Origin of the sequence: Nostocoides sp. HKS02 (genome assembly GCF_009707485.1) — a bacterium.
Classification (GTDB): Bacteria; Actinomycetota; Actinomycetes; order Actinomycetales; family Dermatophilaceae; genus Pedococcus.
Genome location: NZ_CP046121.1, coordinates 1,600,594 through 1,615,430, shown reverse-complemented (window position 1 = coordinate 1,615,430; position 14,837 = coordinate 1,600,594). Strand labels below are relative to the sequence as shown.

The window sequence follows — 14,837 nt, the reverse complement described above, 5'->3', positions numbered from 1 at the left end:
CGATGCGCGGCGTCACCCAGCTCCCAGCCCAGGTGAATGCCCCGAGCCCACGCGGCGGCGCGAGCCCGGGGCACTGGCGTTGGCCAGGAGTCGGTCACGTGGTTCAGCGGGGGCTGCGCGGCCGGCTCCCGGGTGGTGTGGACCGCCGTCGTGGCACCCAACCCATCGTCGGGCCCCGAGGGCGGTGCACCATGCACCTCGTCGTCCAGCAGCGTGGACTCGTCGAACGGCAGGTCGCCGGCGAGCACGGCGTCGAGGCGGGGGCGGTCCAGCTCGCCGACCCAGTGGCCGATCAGGACCGTGGCGACGGAGTTGCCGGCGAAGTTGGTCAGCGCCCGAGCCTCGCTCATCATCCGGTCGATGCCGACGATGAAGCCGACGCCGTCGACCAGGTCGGGGCGGTGTGACTGCAGGCCGCCGGCCAGCGTCGCCAGCCCCGCCCCGGTCACGCCTGCGGCGCCCTTGGAGGCGATGATCATGAACAGCAGCAACGAGATCTGCTGGCCGATCGAGAACGGCTTGTCCAGGGCGTCGGCGATGAACAGCGAGGCCATCGTCAGGTAGATCGCGGTGCCGTCGAGGTTGAACGAGTACCCGGTCGGCACCGTGATGCCCACCACCGGACGGGAGACCCCGGCGTGCTCCATCTTCGCGATGAGCCGCGGCAGCGCCGACTCCGAGGACGACGTCGACAGGATGAGCAGGAACTCGCGGGCGAGGTAGCGCAGCAACGCGAACACGTTCACGCCGGTGGCGAGCTTGAGGATCGAGCCGAGGACGACGAAGACGAACAACGCGCACGTGATGTAGAACGCCACCATGACGATGGCCAGGCTCTGCAGGGCCTTCCACCCGGTGGCGCCCACCACGGCCGCCATCGCGCCGAAGGCACCGATGGGCGCGGCATACATGATCATCGCCATGAGGCGGAAGACGAGCCGCTCGAAGTGCTTGATACCGGCCAGGATCGGCTCGCCGGTGCGTCCCATCTTCTGCAACGCGAAGCCGACGAGCAGCGCGACGAGGAGTGCCTGCAGGACCGACCCAGCGGTCAGCGAGGACACGAGCGTGTCGGGGATCAGGCCGAGGATGAAGTCGGCGGTGCTGGTGTGCGCCGCCCCCACCTGCTTCTGCCCACTGGCAGCGAGCTCCTTGGTCAGGTGCAGGCCTGCGCCAGGGTGGATGAGGTTCCCGACGACCAGGCCGATCGCCAGGGCGACCGTCGACATGGTGAGGAAGTAGGCCAGCGCGAGCCCGCCGACCTTGCCCACCTGGGTGGCCTTCCGCACCGAGCCGATGCCCAGGACGATGGTGCAGAAGATGATCGGCGTGATCATCATCTTGATGAGGTTGACGAAGCCGGTGCCGAGCCACTTGAGCTGCACACCGAACTCGGGAAAGGCGAATCCGACGAGGATGCCCAGGATCATCGCCACGATGACGGCGAGGTAGAGGAAGTGCGTGCGGTCGCGCCTCGGGGCGGGGCGGTCGACGACAGTGTCGGCGCTGCGGGTCACGGTGTTCTCCAGGAGGTTGGTCCCGGGCGATTGCCAGGGAGAGCTGAACAAGCCACGAGACTGGGCCACCGGGGTGACTAGGGTCACCGTTGTGTTCATTGAGTTCGGCCCGCGTCGGCGGCTCGTATGCCGGTGAGCGCGGCCCGATGGGTGCGTGCGCCGGCGCGGTGGAGCGTCGCCGGGCAGACCTTCGCGCTGCAGGTGCTGGTGGCCCTGCTGGTGGTCGTCGTCGGCACCGTCGCGGCGTATGCCCAGACCCAACGGGCCGGACGACAGGAGGCCACCTCTCGGGCGACGGCCGTCGCGGAGACGGTCGCGAGCACCCCGCTGGTCGTCAGCGGGGTCCTGGGGGGCGCGGCGAGGAGCGGGCTCCAGCCGTTCGCCGAGCAGGTCCTCCGGCAGACGCACACCGACTTCGTCGTCGTCATGAGCCCACAGGGGATCAGGTACACCCACCCGGACCCCTCGCAGATCGGCAAGCCGTTCCTCGGGCACATCGAGGCGGCGCGCGCCGGTGGCATCGTCGTCGAGGACTACACGGGCACGCTGGGGCCGTCGCGTCGCGTCGTCGTTCCGGTGCGCGACGCCCGGGGCAGCGTCGTCGGCCTGGTCGCGGTCGGCATCCGTGAGACCGCGGTCAGCGAGCAGCTGCGTGGCCAGCTGCCGGTGATCCTGCTCGCGGGGCTCGCCGCAGCCCTGCTCTCCGGCCTCGGGACCGGGCTCGTCGCACGCCGGATCCGACGGCAGACGCACGGGCTCGGTGAGCGCCAGCTCCAGGAAATGGTCGAGTACTACGACGCCGTCCTCCACGCGGTGACCGAGGGACTGATCCTCACCGACCTCGACGGCCGGCTGCTGCTCGCGAACGACGAGGCCGTGCGGCTGCTCGGACTGCCCGACGACGCCGCAGGACGGCGCGTGGCGGACCTGGGGCTGGGGGCTCCCCCTCGTGGCGGCCCTCACGGACGCCGAGCCCCGTCAGGACGAGCTCCACGTCACGGCCGCGCGGGTGCTGGTGTTGAACAAGGCCCGCGCGCAGTGGGAGGGTCGCGCGCTCGGCTTCGTGGCCACGCTGCGCGACCGCACCGACCTCGAGCACCTCACCGGCGAGCTCGACTCTGCCCGCGGTCTCACCGAGGCGCTGCGCTCGCAGGCCCACGAGTCGGCCAACCGGCTGCACGCCATCGTGTCGCTCATCGAGCTGGGCCACCCCGAGCGTGCGCTCTCGTTCGCCACCGAGGAGCTCCAGCTGTCCCAGCTGCTGACGGACCGCGTCGTCGGGGCGGTGGCCGAGCCGGCGCTCACCGCGCTGCTGTTGGGCAAGGCCGCCCAGGCGAGCGAGCGGGGGATCGACCTGCGGATCGCACCGGACGCCGTCTGGCCGCCCCACACGGCACCGGTCCGCGACGTGGTGACGATCGTCGGCAACCTCATCGACAACGCGTTCGACGCCGTGGCCTCGTCAGGGGGCGAGCGGTGGGTCGAGGTCGCGTCCCGGCTCGACGGTGCCTGCGTGGTGCTCAGTGTGGCCGATTCGGGCCCGGGCCTGCCGCCTGAGGCGGTCGACGCGGCCTTTCGCCGTGGCTACTCCACCAAGGCCCAGGGCAGCGCGGGCCGGCGCGGCATCGGCCTGGCCCTCGTCGCGCAGTCGGTGTCGCGGCTGGGCGGGAGCCTGGAGGTCTCGGGGCCGCCCGGGGCGCGCTTCACCGTGCGCCTGCCCGTCGAGGAACGGGCCCGTGCCTGACCAGGGCGGGCCGGCGCTGCGGGTCCTGGTCGTCGAGGACGAACCGGTCGCGCTCGAAGCCCACACGGCATACGTCGAGCGCGTGCCCGGCTTCACCGTCGCCGCGACGGCAACCACCAGCCAGGCGGCGCTCCATGCCCTGCAGCGCACCGCGGTCGACGTGGTCCTGCTCGACATGAACCTGCCTGACCGCCATGGGCTCGACGTCATCCGCGCGATGCGCGCCGGAGGTCACGCGGCCGACGTCATCGCGGTCACCTCGGCACGTGACCTCGACGTGGTGCGGGCCGCGGTATCCCTGGGGGTCGTGCAGTACCTGCTCAAGCCCTTCGTCTTCGCGTCGCTGCGCGACCGCCTCGAGGCCTATCGTGCCTATCGCGACCAGCTCGGCGGCACCGACCAGCTGAGCACCCAGGCCGAGGTCGACGAGGTGCTGGCCGGCGTGCGCCACCGTGCGCGCACGGCACTGCCCAAGGGCATGAGCGAGGACTTGCTCGTCAAGGTCTCGCGGGCGCTGCGCGAGGTCGATGGCCTCTCGGCGACCGAGCTCGGTGACCGGGTGGGGGTCAGCCGGGTCACCGCCCGCCGGTACGCCGAGTACCTCTGTGAGGGCCGGCTCGCGGTGCGGACCCAGCGGTATGCCGGCGCGGGGCGGCCCGAGGTCGAGTACCGCTGGGTCAGCTGAGGGCTCGCCGTAGGTCTCTGACATCGGCGGGACCTTCTGTGGTCAGCCGTCGAGTGCCTTGAGCAGCGCGATGTGCAAGGACACCGCGTCGTGGTCACCGTCCTGGGCGGCCCACCGTGCCTGGAAGGCCGAATGCACGTAGCTCCACGCGAGCGCCTCGTCCTCGTGTATGCCGGCGGCCTCGGCACAGATCTCCAGGCGCCGGCGCGTGAGGTACCGGAACGCCGAACCGGTCCCGAGCTCGTCCGCTCGGTTCCGCAACAGTGGCTGGATCTCGAAGCCGGGGTGTCCTGCCATCGCGTGGGGGTCGATCGCCAGCCACGGCGGGCGGCCCGAGGCGGGCAGGCTCGCGAGGACGTTCTCGTAGTGCAGGTCGGTGTGCACCAGGACGGCGTCGCACGCAGGGTCTGACGTGAGCTCGCGCACCAGCGCGGTGGTTCGCTCGATCATCCGACGGGGGAGCAGTCCCTCGGACTCCGTGAGCGTCGCGGCCTGCTCGCAGGCGAACGACGAGAGTCGCCGAAAACCTTGAGGCGCAGGCACATTCAGCTCGGCCAGCAATGCCCCCACCACCTCGCAGGCCAGGTCGACCGCGACGCCGGTGAGGTCCTTGGCGCCGTCCAGGAGCTCGAGCAGCAGGGCGCCGCGCGAGGGGTCCGCCGCGACCATCCGCACGGCGCCGTGACCGTCCCAGTGGCGCAGGGCCAGCGGTTCCTCGCGGCCCTCGAGATGCGGCCACGCGAGCTTGAGCGCAAAGGTGTCACCGTCGCGCAGCACCGGGACCACGAGTGCGCTCGAGCCTGCGGTGGACGGGCCGCTCGGCACCAGGCCCCAGTCATCGAGGAGGTCGGCCAGCAGGCGCGGCAGCCGGTCCGCCCACTGCTGCCCGGAGGGGCCGTCCACGGCGCCCTGCTGGGCGCTGTGCCTGCCGACGGCCGTGACGAACGGCTCGGGAACCAGCGCCGCCGCGTCTTCGGTCCGGGTCACTTCAGGCCCGGGAAGGGCGACAGGGCGACCCCCCAGCGGGATGCCAGGACCTCGGTGTCGGCCAGCCACTGCACGGCCGAGCCCAGGGGTTCGGGGTCGGAGCCAGCCGACCCGACGTCGCGGGCGTTGGCGGCCCGCAGGTCCGCCAGCACCTGGACCGCGAGCCGCCTCGCGGCGGTGGGGGTGGTGACCACGAAGGGGGGGGGGTAGCCCAACGGCGGCGGTCCGGCCGACTCCGCGGCCAGCTGCTCCTGGATCTGGGCCCGGGCGACGAGGGTGGCGAGGGTCGTGCGCGCCAGGATGCGTTGGGCGCCGGTGGGGGACTGGGCGGCGACGACCTGCATCGCGTAGATCGCCGCCCGGGTGGTGTCGAGGAATGCCGACGCGAGCGAAGGCGCCTTCCAGGTCGGGACGGGTACTGCGCGGGCTGCGCCGAGCAGGGTGGCCGCCGCCAGGCGTTGGGCGAGGAGCGCGCCGATGAGGGGCCTCGCATCAGCGTCGATGCGGGCGAGGGCCGCGACGGCGGTGGCTCCGACATCGGCGAGCTCCGACGCCGCCAGACCCCCCGGGCCGCGGTGGGTCTCGGCAGGGGCCGGTGCGGTGGCCGAGGTCCCCGACGGACCCGACGTGGTCGCCGTCGTGGTCGACGTCGTGGTCGACGTCGAGCTGCCGGTGGGCTTCGGCGGCGCCTCGATGACGCTCCGCGGGACGGTGAGCCGCTCGAGCTCGGCTTCGAGGATGGTCGCCTGCCGCGAGTGCAGCACCGTCAGGCGCGCCGGCAGGCCGGTGGGCGCGCCGCCGAGGGCCTTGGCCTCCGTGGCCAGCGCGACGCAGCGGTGCCGCAGTCCGACCAGGAACGACTCGCCGGGGACCGGGGAGCGGGTGGGGATGAGCGGCACCCGGGGCGCGTCGTCCTCGAGCCGGATGCCGCACCCCGACAGGGTGAGGGCGGCCAGGGCGCCGAGGCCACCGGTGAGCACCGCTCGGCGACCGGGCCACGGCATACCGGGGTCGTCGCTGGGCATGGCCCGATCATGGCATGGCCGCGCCGGGGCCCGGACCGCACATGCGACGGCGCGCGCGTGGCGGATAGAGTGGTCGGGCACGGCCCCCCAACTTCAGAGAGGACGAGTCAATGAGCGTCAAGGACCAGATTCGTCCCGCCGTCGAGGCCCCGTTGGGCGACCTCGGCCTCCTCATCGAAGACGTCGCCGTCACCCCCGCCGGAAAGCGCCGCCTGGTCCGCATCTGGATCGACCGGGCCGTCCCCGACGGGTCCGATGACAGCACCACGCCCACCGCGCCGCTCAGTCTCGACGAGGTGGCCGATGCGACGCGGGTGGTGAGCGAGGCCCTCGACGAGGCCGAGGCCCTCGGCGAGCAGCCGTACACCCTCGAGGTGACCTCACCTGGGGTCGACCGCCCCCTCACCCTGCCGCGTCACTACCGCCGCAACGTGGGTCGCCTCGTCACCGTCACGCCCACCGAGGGCGAACCCGCCACCGGTCGCATCGCCCGGGCCGGCCACGAGGGCTTCACCCTCGAGGTACCCGCCACGAAGAAGACCGCCGCCACGACGGTGGACTTTCCGTATGCCGCAGTCGCCCGGTCCCAGGTGCAGGTCGAGTTCTCCCGGCCGTCCGATCCCACCGCCAGCGAGACCGCCAGCGACGAAAACTTCCCCGAGGAGAACTGACATGGACATCGACCTCGCCGCACTGAGGGCCCTGGAGCGAGAGCGCGACATCTCGCTCGACATCCTCATCCCGGCCATCGAGCAGGCCCTGCTCGTCGCCTACCACCGCACGGACGGCGCCTACCGCACCGCCCGGGTCGAGCTCGACCGCAAGACCGGTCACGTCGTGGTCCTGGCGCGCGAGGAGATCGAGCAGCCCGAGCCTCCGGAGGGCGAGGAGCGCCCGCCGCGCGAGTTCGGCCCCGAGTTCGACGACACCCCCACGGGTTTCGGACGCATCGCCGCATCGACGGCGCGCCAGGTGATCGTGCAGCGACTGCGTGACCTCGAGGACGAGGCGATCATGGGCGACTTCAAGGGCCGCGAAGGCGACGTCGTCGCCGGGGTCATCCAGCAGAGCCCCGACCCGCGCCACGTCACCGTCGACTTCGGCACCGTCGAGGGCATCCTGCCCCTGGCCGAGCAGGTGCCGGGCGAACGGTACGTCCACGGGGAGCGGTTGCGGTGCTTCGTGGTGTCGGTGCGCCGTGGTCCGAAGGGACCCCAGATCGGCCTCTCGCGCACGCACCCCAACCTCGTCCGCAAGCTGTTCGCCCTCGAGGTGCCCGAGATTGCCGACGGGTCGGTCGAGATCGCCGCCCTGGCCCGCGAGGCCGGTCACCGGACGAAGATCGCCGTGCACTCCAAGGTGCCCGGACTCAATGCCAAGGGCGCCTGCATCGGGCCGATGGGTGCCCGCGTGCGTGCGGTGATGAGCGAGCTGCACGGCGAGAAGATCGACATCGTCGACTACTCCGACGACCCGAAGACGTTCGTCGCGGCCGCGCTGTCTCCGTCGCGGGTCGAGTCCGTCGAGATCGTCGACCCCCAGCTGCGTGCGGCCCGGGTCATCGTGCCCGACTACCAGCTCTCGCTGGCCATCGGCAAGGAGGGGCAGAACGCCCGCCTCGCAGCCAAGCTCACCGGCTGGCGCATCGACATCCGCCCCGACACCGCTGCGGGGGGCTCCGCCTCGGCACCGTCCTCCTCGCGCGCCGCGGCGAGCAGCGGTGACGCACCCGATCGCCGATAGGGGATAGACTGGTGGGGACCGACCGGACTGGACTCCGGCCTGCGGCACCTGGCACCACCCCCCGCACCACGCACGGGCAACCGACCCGGACGTGTGTGGGATGCCGCGGGACGGATAGCTGGTCGGCACTCCTGCGAGTGGTCGCGGAGACGGACGAGTCCGGGGCAACCCGACTGGTTCCAGACCCGCGGCACCGCCTGCCGGGGCGCGGCGCATGGCTGCACCCCACGGGTGACTGTCTCGACCAGGCCCTCCGCCGACGGGCGTTCGGGCGCGCGCTGCACACCAGTGCCGCCCCGGATCCGGTGGCGGTCACGGCATACGTCGAGGGACTGGCCAGCGGCCACGAGCAGCAACCGAAAGAAACCGTCCACCCCCATGGGAACCGAAAGCGGGTTTGACGCTGATGAGCACCCGATGAGAACTCAGCAATGAGCTCCCCCCAGCAGTAACGACGGTCCGCGCCTGTCTCCCCTGACACACGGACCAGGAACAGGAGAAACGTGGCTAAGGTCCGTGTAAGCGCGCTCGCCAAAGAGCTGGGCACCGACAGCAAGACGCTGATCGCCCACCTCAACAGCATCGGCGAGTACGTCAAAACCGCCAGCTCGACGATCGAAGCACCGGTCGTCCGCAAGGCGACAGAGACATTCCCCGAGAACCTCAAGAAGACGCCCGCCCGTGGTGCCGCCAAGAAGGCCACCCCGGCGGCTCCGGCTGCTCCCGCAGCACGCGAGACCGCAGCAGAGACCGATGCAAGGCCCGCTGCTGGGCCCGCGCCGGCCGCTCCGAGCGTGGTCGAGCCGGCCCGTCAGGCCGAGGTCCCCGCCCCCGCAGCTCAGGCGCCGAGCGCCCCAGCTCCGAGCGCCCCGAGCGTCGCGGCCCCCGCTGCGGCCGCTCCGAGCGCGCCCGCCCCCAGTGCCCCCAGTGCCCCAGCGCCCAGCGCGCCGGCTCCGGCCGCGCCCGCCGCGCGGTCCGAGGCTCCCGCCGCCCGCGAGGGTGGACAACAAGCCGGGCACCCCGTCGCCGCGTCCTGGCGCTGCACCGCGTCCCGCTGCCTCGGGTGGCTCGGCCGGCACCTCCACGGGCCCACGCCCCGGCGCTCCGCGCCCGGGCAACAACCCCTTCGCCCCCTCCCAGGGCATGCGCACCGGTCGCGACGGGGCTCCCCGCGAGGGCTCCCCGCGCCCGGGCAACAACCCGTTCGCCCCGAGCCAGGGTATGCCGCGTCCGCAGAGCCGTCCCGGTGCTGCCGGACCGCGTCCCGGCGGCACGGCCGGTCCGGGTGGACCCCGTCCCGGTGGTCCGCGTCCGAGCCCCGGCATGATGCCCGACCGCAGCGCGGTCGGTCGTCCCGGTGAGCGCCCCGCCCGTGGTGGCGGCCGTGGCCCTGGTGGGCCCGGTGCTCCTGGCGGCGCAGGCCGCGGTCCGGGTGGACCCGGTGGCGGCGGCGGCTTCGCCGGACGCCCCGGTGGCGGTGGCTTCGGTGGCCGCGGTGGTGCGGGTCGTGGTTCCACGGCTGGCGCCTTCGGTCGCGGCGGCGGTCGTCCCGTCCGCGGGCGCAAGTCCAAGCGTGCGAAGCGTCAAGAGTTCGAGCAGATGCAGGCTCCCTCGCTCGGTGGCGTGAGCGTGCCCCGTGGCAACGGCACCACCCTCATCCGGGTGCGTCGTGGCTCGTCGCTCAGTGACTTCGCCGACAAGATCAACGCCAACCCCGGCGCACTCGTGACCGTGCTCTTCCACCTCGGCGAGATGGCCACGGCCACCCAGTCGCTGGACGAGGACACCTTCAAGCTGCTCGGTGCCGAGCTCGGCTACAACATCGAGGTCGTCTCCCCCGAGGAGGGAGGAGAAGGAGCTCTTCGACGCCTTCAACATCGACCTGGAGACGGGTATCGAGGGCGAGGACGACGAGGACCTCCAGGCGCGTCCGCCGGTCGTGACCGTCATGGGTCACGTCGACCACGGAAAGACCCGCCTGCTCGACGCCATCCGCAACGAGGACGTCGCCGGCGGTGAGTCCGGTGGCATCACCCAGCACATCGGTGCCTACCAGGTGCACAAGGTGCACGAGGGCGTCGACCGTCCGATCACCTTCATCGACACCCCGGGTCACGAGGCGTTCACCGCCATGCGTGCCCGTGGTGCCAAGGTCACCGACATCGCGATCCTCGTGGTCGCGGCCGACGACGGTGTCATGCCGCAGACCATCGAGGCGCTCAACCACGCCCAGGCTGCGGACGTGCCGATCGTGGTGGCCGTCAACAAGATCGACGTCGAGGGTGCCAACCCGGCCAAGGTGCGCCAGCAGCTGACCGAGTACAACCTCGTCGCCGAGGAGTACGGCGGCGAGACCATGTTCGTCGACGTGTCCGCCAAGGCGGGCCAGAACATCGACGCCCTCCTCGAGGCCGTCCTGCTCACCGCCGACGCCGCGCTGGACCTGCGCGCCAACGCCGACCGTGACGCCCGCGGTGTCGCAATCGAGGCCAACCTCGACCGCGGTCGAGGCGCCACGGCGACCGTTCTGGTCCAGGCCGGCACGCTGCACGTCGGTGACGCGATCGTGACGGGGTCGGCCTACGGCCGAGTGCGCGCGATGCTCGACGAGCACGGCAACAACCTCACCGAGGCGGGTCCTTCGCGACCGGTCCAGGTGCTCGGTCTGTCGTCCGTGCCCCGCGCCGGTGACACCTTCGTGGTGGCCCCGGACGACCGCACGGCTCGTCAGATCGCCGAGCGGCGTGAGGCGGCCGACCGCCAGGCGTCCCTGGCCAAGGCTCGCAAGCGCATCTCCCTCGAGGACCTCAACGAGGCGCTCGCGGCCGGCAAGGTCGAGACGCTCAACCTCATCCTCAAGGGCGACGTCTCCGGTTCCGTCGAGGCGCTCGAGGACGCGTTGCTCCAGATCGACGTGGGCGACGAGGTCGACCTGCGGATCATCGACCGTGGCGTCGGTGCGATCACGATGAACAACATCAACCTCGCGATGGCGTCCGACGCGATCATCATCGGCTACAACGTCCGGGCCGAGGGCCAGAACGCTGACTACGCCGACCGCGAGGGTGTCGAGATCCGCTACTACTCGGTGATCTACCAGGCCATCGAGGAGATCGAGGCGGCGCTCAAGGGCATGCTCAAGCCCGAGTTCGAGGAGGTGGAGCTCGGCACCGCCGAGATCCGCGAGATCTTCCGCTCGAGCAAGTTCGGCAACATCGCGGGTTCCATCGTCCGCAGCGGCGAGATCAAGCGCGGCACGAGGGCACGCATCACCCGCAACGGTGTCGTGGTGTCCGAGAACGTCGAGATCGCCGGCCTGCGCCGGTTCAAGGACGACGTCACCGAGGTCCGCGAGGGGTTCGAGTGCGGTATCAACCTCGGGTCGTTCAACGACCTGCAGATCGGCGACCTGATCGCCACCTACGAGATGCGGGAGAAGCCGCGCGCCTGACCGACATGAGGCGTATGCCGCCGGCCCAGGCCGGCGGCATACGCCGTCGCTCGCATGACCTTTCGCACGACCGCAGGAGAGACCCCCATGGCTGACACCGGACGCGCCCGCAAGATCGCCGACCGCATCAAGACCCTGATCGCCGCGAACGTCGCGTCGATCGTCAAGGACCCGGACCTGGGGTTCATCACTATCACCGACGTCCGGGTGACCGGCGACCTCCAGCACGCCTCGGTCTTCTACACCGTCTTCGGGGACACCGCGCAGCGCGAGACGACGGCCGCCCTGCTGGAGAAGAACAAGGGCAAGCTGCGGTCGTTCGTCGGCCAGCAGATCCAGATCCGGCTGACGCCGAGCCTCGACTTCTTCGCCGACGCGATCCCCGAGACCGCGGCCCACCTCGAGGACCTGCTCCGCGAGGCCAAGGAGCGCGACGCACAGGTGGCCGCTGCCGCCGCCGGCGCGACGTATGCCGGTGAGCCCGACCCGTACAAGAAGGCCGAGGACGAGGAGCTCGCAGCCGAGGCTGACGCTGACGCGCTCAGTGGCGACCTGAGCAGCGGCGACGGCGCGGATGCCCGCTCCTGACGGCCTGCTCGTCGTCGACAAGCCCGCCGGCTGGACCAGCCACGACGTCGTCGGGCGTGCCCGGCGGCTGTGCGCCACCCGCAAGGTGGGCCACGCCGGCACCCTCGACCCGATGGCCACCGGGGTCCTCGTGCTCGGCATCGGGCGCGCCACCCGCCTCCTGACCTTCCTGGTCGGCTGCGACAAGGACTACATCGCGACCATCCGCCTCGGCCAGGGCACGATCACCGACGACGCCGAGGGTGAGGTCACCGCGTCGACCTCCGCGCAGCACCTCAGCGACGAGAGCATCGCCCAGGCCGTGCTGGACCTCACCGGCGACCTCCAGCAGGTCCCGAGCTCGGTCTCGGCCATCAAGGTCAAGGGAGAGCGCTCGTACCACCGGGTCCGGGCGGGCGAAGCGGTCGACCTGCCCGCTCGCCCCGTCACCGTGAGCCGGTTCGAGGTGCTGGCACGACGCACTGGTGACGCCGACGGCATACCCGTCGTGGACCTCGACGTCGAGGTCACGGTGAGCTCCGGCACCTACGTCCGCGCGCTCGCCCGCGACCTCGGGGCCGCGCTCGGGGTCGGCGGCCACCTGACCGCGCTGCGGCGCACCCGCGTCGGCGCCTTCACCCTCGACCAGGCGCACGACCTGGAGTCGCTCGGTGCCGTCGGCGAACCGGAGAGGATGCCGGTCCTCGTGCTGGCGGACGCTGCTCGCTCCCAGTTCATCGTGCGGGAGCTGACCGACGCCGAGGCGACGGCGGTGGCGCACGGCCAGCGAGTGGACTCGAGCCAGCCGGGGCGGGACCAGCCCGTGGCCGCCTTCGCCCCTGATGGCCGGTTGATGGCGCTGCTCGACGAGACGGGCCCGAAAGCCAAGCCGCACGTCGTGTTCGCGCCCGCCGGTTCGTAGAGTGTCCTCCGTGCAGCGTTGGACCGACCCCTCCCAGACGCCCGCCGGCCTTCGGCCCTGCGTGGCGACCTTCGGCAACTTCGACGGCGTCCACCTCGGTCACCGGGCCGTCCTGACCCGGTTGGTCCAGGAGGGCAGCGAGCGCGGGCTCCCGAGTGTGGCCGTGACGTTCGACCCTCACCCGGCGACGATCTTCCACCCCGACACCCTCGAGCTCATCTCGCCAGGACCCCTGCGCGACGACCTCCTCGCGACGACCGGGATCGACGGGCTGCTCGTCCTCGACTTCACCCGCGAGTTCGCCGAGCAGACTGCCGAGGAGTTCGTCGTCAGCACCTTCGTCGAGACGCTGGGCGTCCGGGCGTTGGTCGTCGGTGAGGACGCCCGAGGCTTCGGCCGTGGCTACACCGGCGACGTCGACACCCTGCGCGAGCTGGGCGCTGCGCACGGCTTCGACGTCATCGTCCTCGACGACCTGGGCAACGGCGAGCGCTGGTCGTCCACGGCGGTGCGCCGCCACCTCGACGCGGGTGAGGTGGCCGCCGCGGCCGCCATCCTGGGCCGCCCGCACACGATGGCCGGCACCGTGGTCCACGGCGCCCACCGGGGTCGCGAGCTGGGCTACCCGACGGCCAACCTTGCGGCGGACTCGCTCGGGCTCGTGCCCGCGGACGGGGTGTATGCCGGGTGGCTCACCCGGTCCGAGCGCCCTCGGGAGGACCCCGAGCGCACCATGCCCGCAGCGGTCTCGGTCGGCACCAACCCGACCTTCGACGGCACCATCCGGACGGTCGAGGCCTACGTCCTGGACCGCACCGACCTTGACCTCTACGGCGAGCAGGTCATGATCGAGTTCGTCGAGCACCTCCGCCCGACGCTGCGATTCGACTCGATCGAGGAGCTGCTCGAGGCGATGGCGGGAGACATCGAGAAGTGCCGACAGGTCCTGGCGTCGATCGTCCCGTCCTGACACCCGGGCGGGGTCGTCTCGCGGCGGCCGACCGCTGGTGGAGCCGGGCTGCCGGGGGCTCGGTGCGCTGGACCCGCAGCGACTGGGGCCTGGTCGTGGCCGCGCTCGGGCTGTCGCTCGTCGGGGCGCTGCTGGTGTACTCCGCGACGCGGCGGGAGGCCGGCACGGCATACCTCGTGCGGCACCTGCTCAACACCGCCCTCGGCCTGGGACTGGCGGTCGGGGTGACCCGCATGGGGTACCAGCTCCTGCGTGCGCTCGCGCCGCTGCTCTACCTTCTCTCCATCGGCGGCCTGCTGCTCGTCCTCACCCCGGTCGGGTCCACGGTGAACGGCTCGCACTCGTGGATCCAGCTGCCTGGCGGCTTCTCCGTCCAGCCGTCCGAGTTCGCCAAGGTGGCACTCTGCCTCGGCCTGGCCATCATCCTGGGCGAGCGGCTCGACCGCGGTGCCGAGCCGGACCGCCGAGACCTGCTCGTGGCGGGGCTCGTGGCAGCCGTGCCCATCGGACTGGTCATGCTCCAGCCCGACCTGGGCTCAGCGCTCGTACTGGGTGCCCTCGCGTTCGGCGTGGTCGCCGTCGCCGGCACCCCGAAGCGGTGGCTGGCAGCGGCGGTGGGCCTCGTGGTCACCGGGATCGTGGTCGCGCTGACGACGCCCGTGCTCAGTGGCTACCAGCGCGACCGGCTCACCGCGTTCGCCAACCCCCAGGCCGACCCGCAGGGCATCGGCTACCAGACCCGCCAGGTGCGGATCGCGATCGGCTCCGGGGGGTGGCTCGGCCAGGGGTTGTTCGAGGGACGGCAGACCCAGGGCGGCTTCATCCCGTACCAGCAGACCGACTTCGTGTTCTCGGTGGCGGGGGAGGAGCTGGGGTTCCTCGGTGCCGCTGGCCTCCTCCTCCTGCTGGGCTTCGTCGTGCTGCGGGCGATCCTCGTGGCCGCCCGGGCCCAAGACGCGTTCGGCCTGCTCCTGGGCGTCGGGGTGGCGGTGTGGTTCGTGTTCCAGGTCTTCGAGAACGTCGGCATGAACCTCGGGCTCATGCCGGTCACGGGGCTGCCGCTGCCGTTCCTGTCGTACGGGGGATCGTCGATGTTCGCGTGCTGGATCGCCATCGGGCTTGTGAACAACGCCCACCTGTCGTCCCTGCGCCGCTGACCTATCGCTGGTCTGGCCCGTTTGGTGGGCTGATCCATCGCGGGTCTGGCACGATCGGTCTGACACCCG

At 71.8% G+C, this 14,837-nt stretch carries 11 protein-coding genes and 3 pseudogenes; 11 read left to right on the top strand and 3 right to left on the bottom strand.

Annotated elements, in window-relative coordinates; all coding sequences use genetic code 11:
• Positions 1–167 precede the first annotated feature (167 nt).
• Positions 168–1,517: pseudogene (locus GKE56_RS07650) on the bottom strand (cation:dicarboxylate symporter family transporter); the annotation flags it as partial.
• Between the two features lie 126 nt (positions 1,518–1,643).
• Here GKE56_RS07650 and GKE56_RS17370 point away from each other — a divergent pair.
• The 3 genes and pseudogenes from GKE56_RS17370 to GKE56_RS07640 form a co-directional block, all read left to right on the top strand.
• Positions 1,644–2,384 (top strand): annotated as a pseudogene (locus GKE56_RS17370) (sensor histidine kinase); the annotation flags it as partial.
• Positions 2,385–2,466: 82 nt separating this feature from the next.
• Positions 2,467–3,261, top strand: a complete 795-nt coding sequence (locus tag GKE56_RS17365; RefSeq protein ID WP_230209267.1) for a sensor histidine kinase — start codon at positions 2,467–2,469, stop codon at positions 3,259–3,261.
• Entirely contained in the window at positions 3,254–3,946 is a 693-nt protein-coding gene (locus GKE56_RS07640; RefSeq protein WP_154684033.1) for a response regulator, read from the top strand. The genes GKE56_RS17365 and GKE56_RS07640 overlap by 8 nt, the downstream gene beginning before the upstream one ends.
• A 42-nt stretch (positions 3,947–3,988) precedes the next feature.
• Here the strand turns inward: GKE56_RS07640 and GKE56_RS07635 are convergent, their stop codons facing one another.
• Positions 3,989–4,933, bottom strand: coding sequence for an aminoglycoside phosphotransferase family protein (locus GKE56_RS07635; protein ID WP_230209266.1), 945 nt, complete (start codon positions 4,931–4,933; stop codon positions 3,989–3,991).
• The gene (locus GKE56_RS07630) at positions 4,930–5,958 is read right to left on the bottom strand and encodes a DUF4439 domain-containing protein (protein ID WP_154684032.1); all 1,029 of its coding nucleotides are present in this window, start codon (positions 5,956–5,958) and stop codon (positions 4,930–4,932) included. The genes GKE56_RS07635 and GKE56_RS07630 overlap by 4 nt, the downstream gene beginning before the upstream one ends.
• 110 nt (positions 5,959–6,068) lie before the next feature.
• On the opposite strand from GKE56_RS07630, the gene rimP reads away from it, so the two are divergent.
• From rimP to rodA, 8 genes and pseudogenes are all read left to right on the top strand, one after another.
• Complete coding sequence (rimP, locus tag GKE56_RS07625; RefSeq protein ID WP_154684031.1) at positions 6,069–6,629, top strand: ribosome maturation factor RimP; 561 nt, start codon at positions 6,069–6,071, stop codon at positions 6,627–6,629.
• A 1-nt stretch (position 6,630) separates the two neighbouring features.
• Positions 6,631–7,701, top strand: a complete 1,071-nt coding sequence (gene nusA, locus GKE56_RS07620) for a transcription termination factor NusA (RefSeq protein WP_154684030.1) — start codon at positions 6,631–6,633, stop codon at positions 7,699–7,701.
• Positions 7,702–7,712: 11 nt separating this feature from the next.
• On the top strand, positions 7,713–8,102 hold the full coding sequence (locus tag GKE56_RS07615; RefSeq protein ID WP_370518477.1) for a YlxR family protein: 390 nt from the start codon (positions 7,713–7,715) through the stop codon (positions 8,100–8,102).
• Between the two features lie 102 nt (positions 8,103–8,204).
• A pseudogene (infB, locus tag GKE56_RS17360) lies at positions 8,205–11,152 on the top strand (translation initiation factor IF-2).
• A gap of 87 nt (positions 11,153–11,239) precedes the next feature.
• Positions 11,240–11,740, top strand: a complete 501-nt coding sequence (gene rbfA / locus GKE56_RS07600; protein ID WP_154684027.1) for a 30S ribosome-binding factor RbfA — start codon at positions 11,240–11,242, stop codon at positions 11,738–11,740.
• Positions 11,727–12,641, top strand: a complete 915-nt coding sequence (gene truB / locus GKE56_RS07595) for a tRNA pseudouridine(55) synthase TruB (RefSeq protein ID WP_154684026.1) — start codon at positions 11,727–11,729, stop codon at positions 12,639–12,641. Before rbfA ends, truB begins: the two co-directional genes overlap by 14 nt.
• A 10-nt stretch (positions 12,642–12,651) precedes the next feature.
• Positions 12,652–13,611 (top strand): bifunctional riboflavin kinase/FAD synthetase, encoded by a 960-nt coding sequence (locus tag GKE56_RS07590; RefSeq protein WP_154684025.1) that lies wholly within the window; start codon positions 12,652–12,654, stop codon positions 13,609–13,611.
• A 62-nt stretch (positions 13,612–13,673) separates the two neighbouring features.
• Entirely contained in the window at positions 13,674–14,768 is a 1,095-nt protein-coding gene (rodA, locus tag GKE56_RS07585; protein ID WP_154684024.1) for a rod shape-determining protein RodA, read from the top strand.
• Positions 14,769–14,837 lie beyond the last annotated feature (69 nt).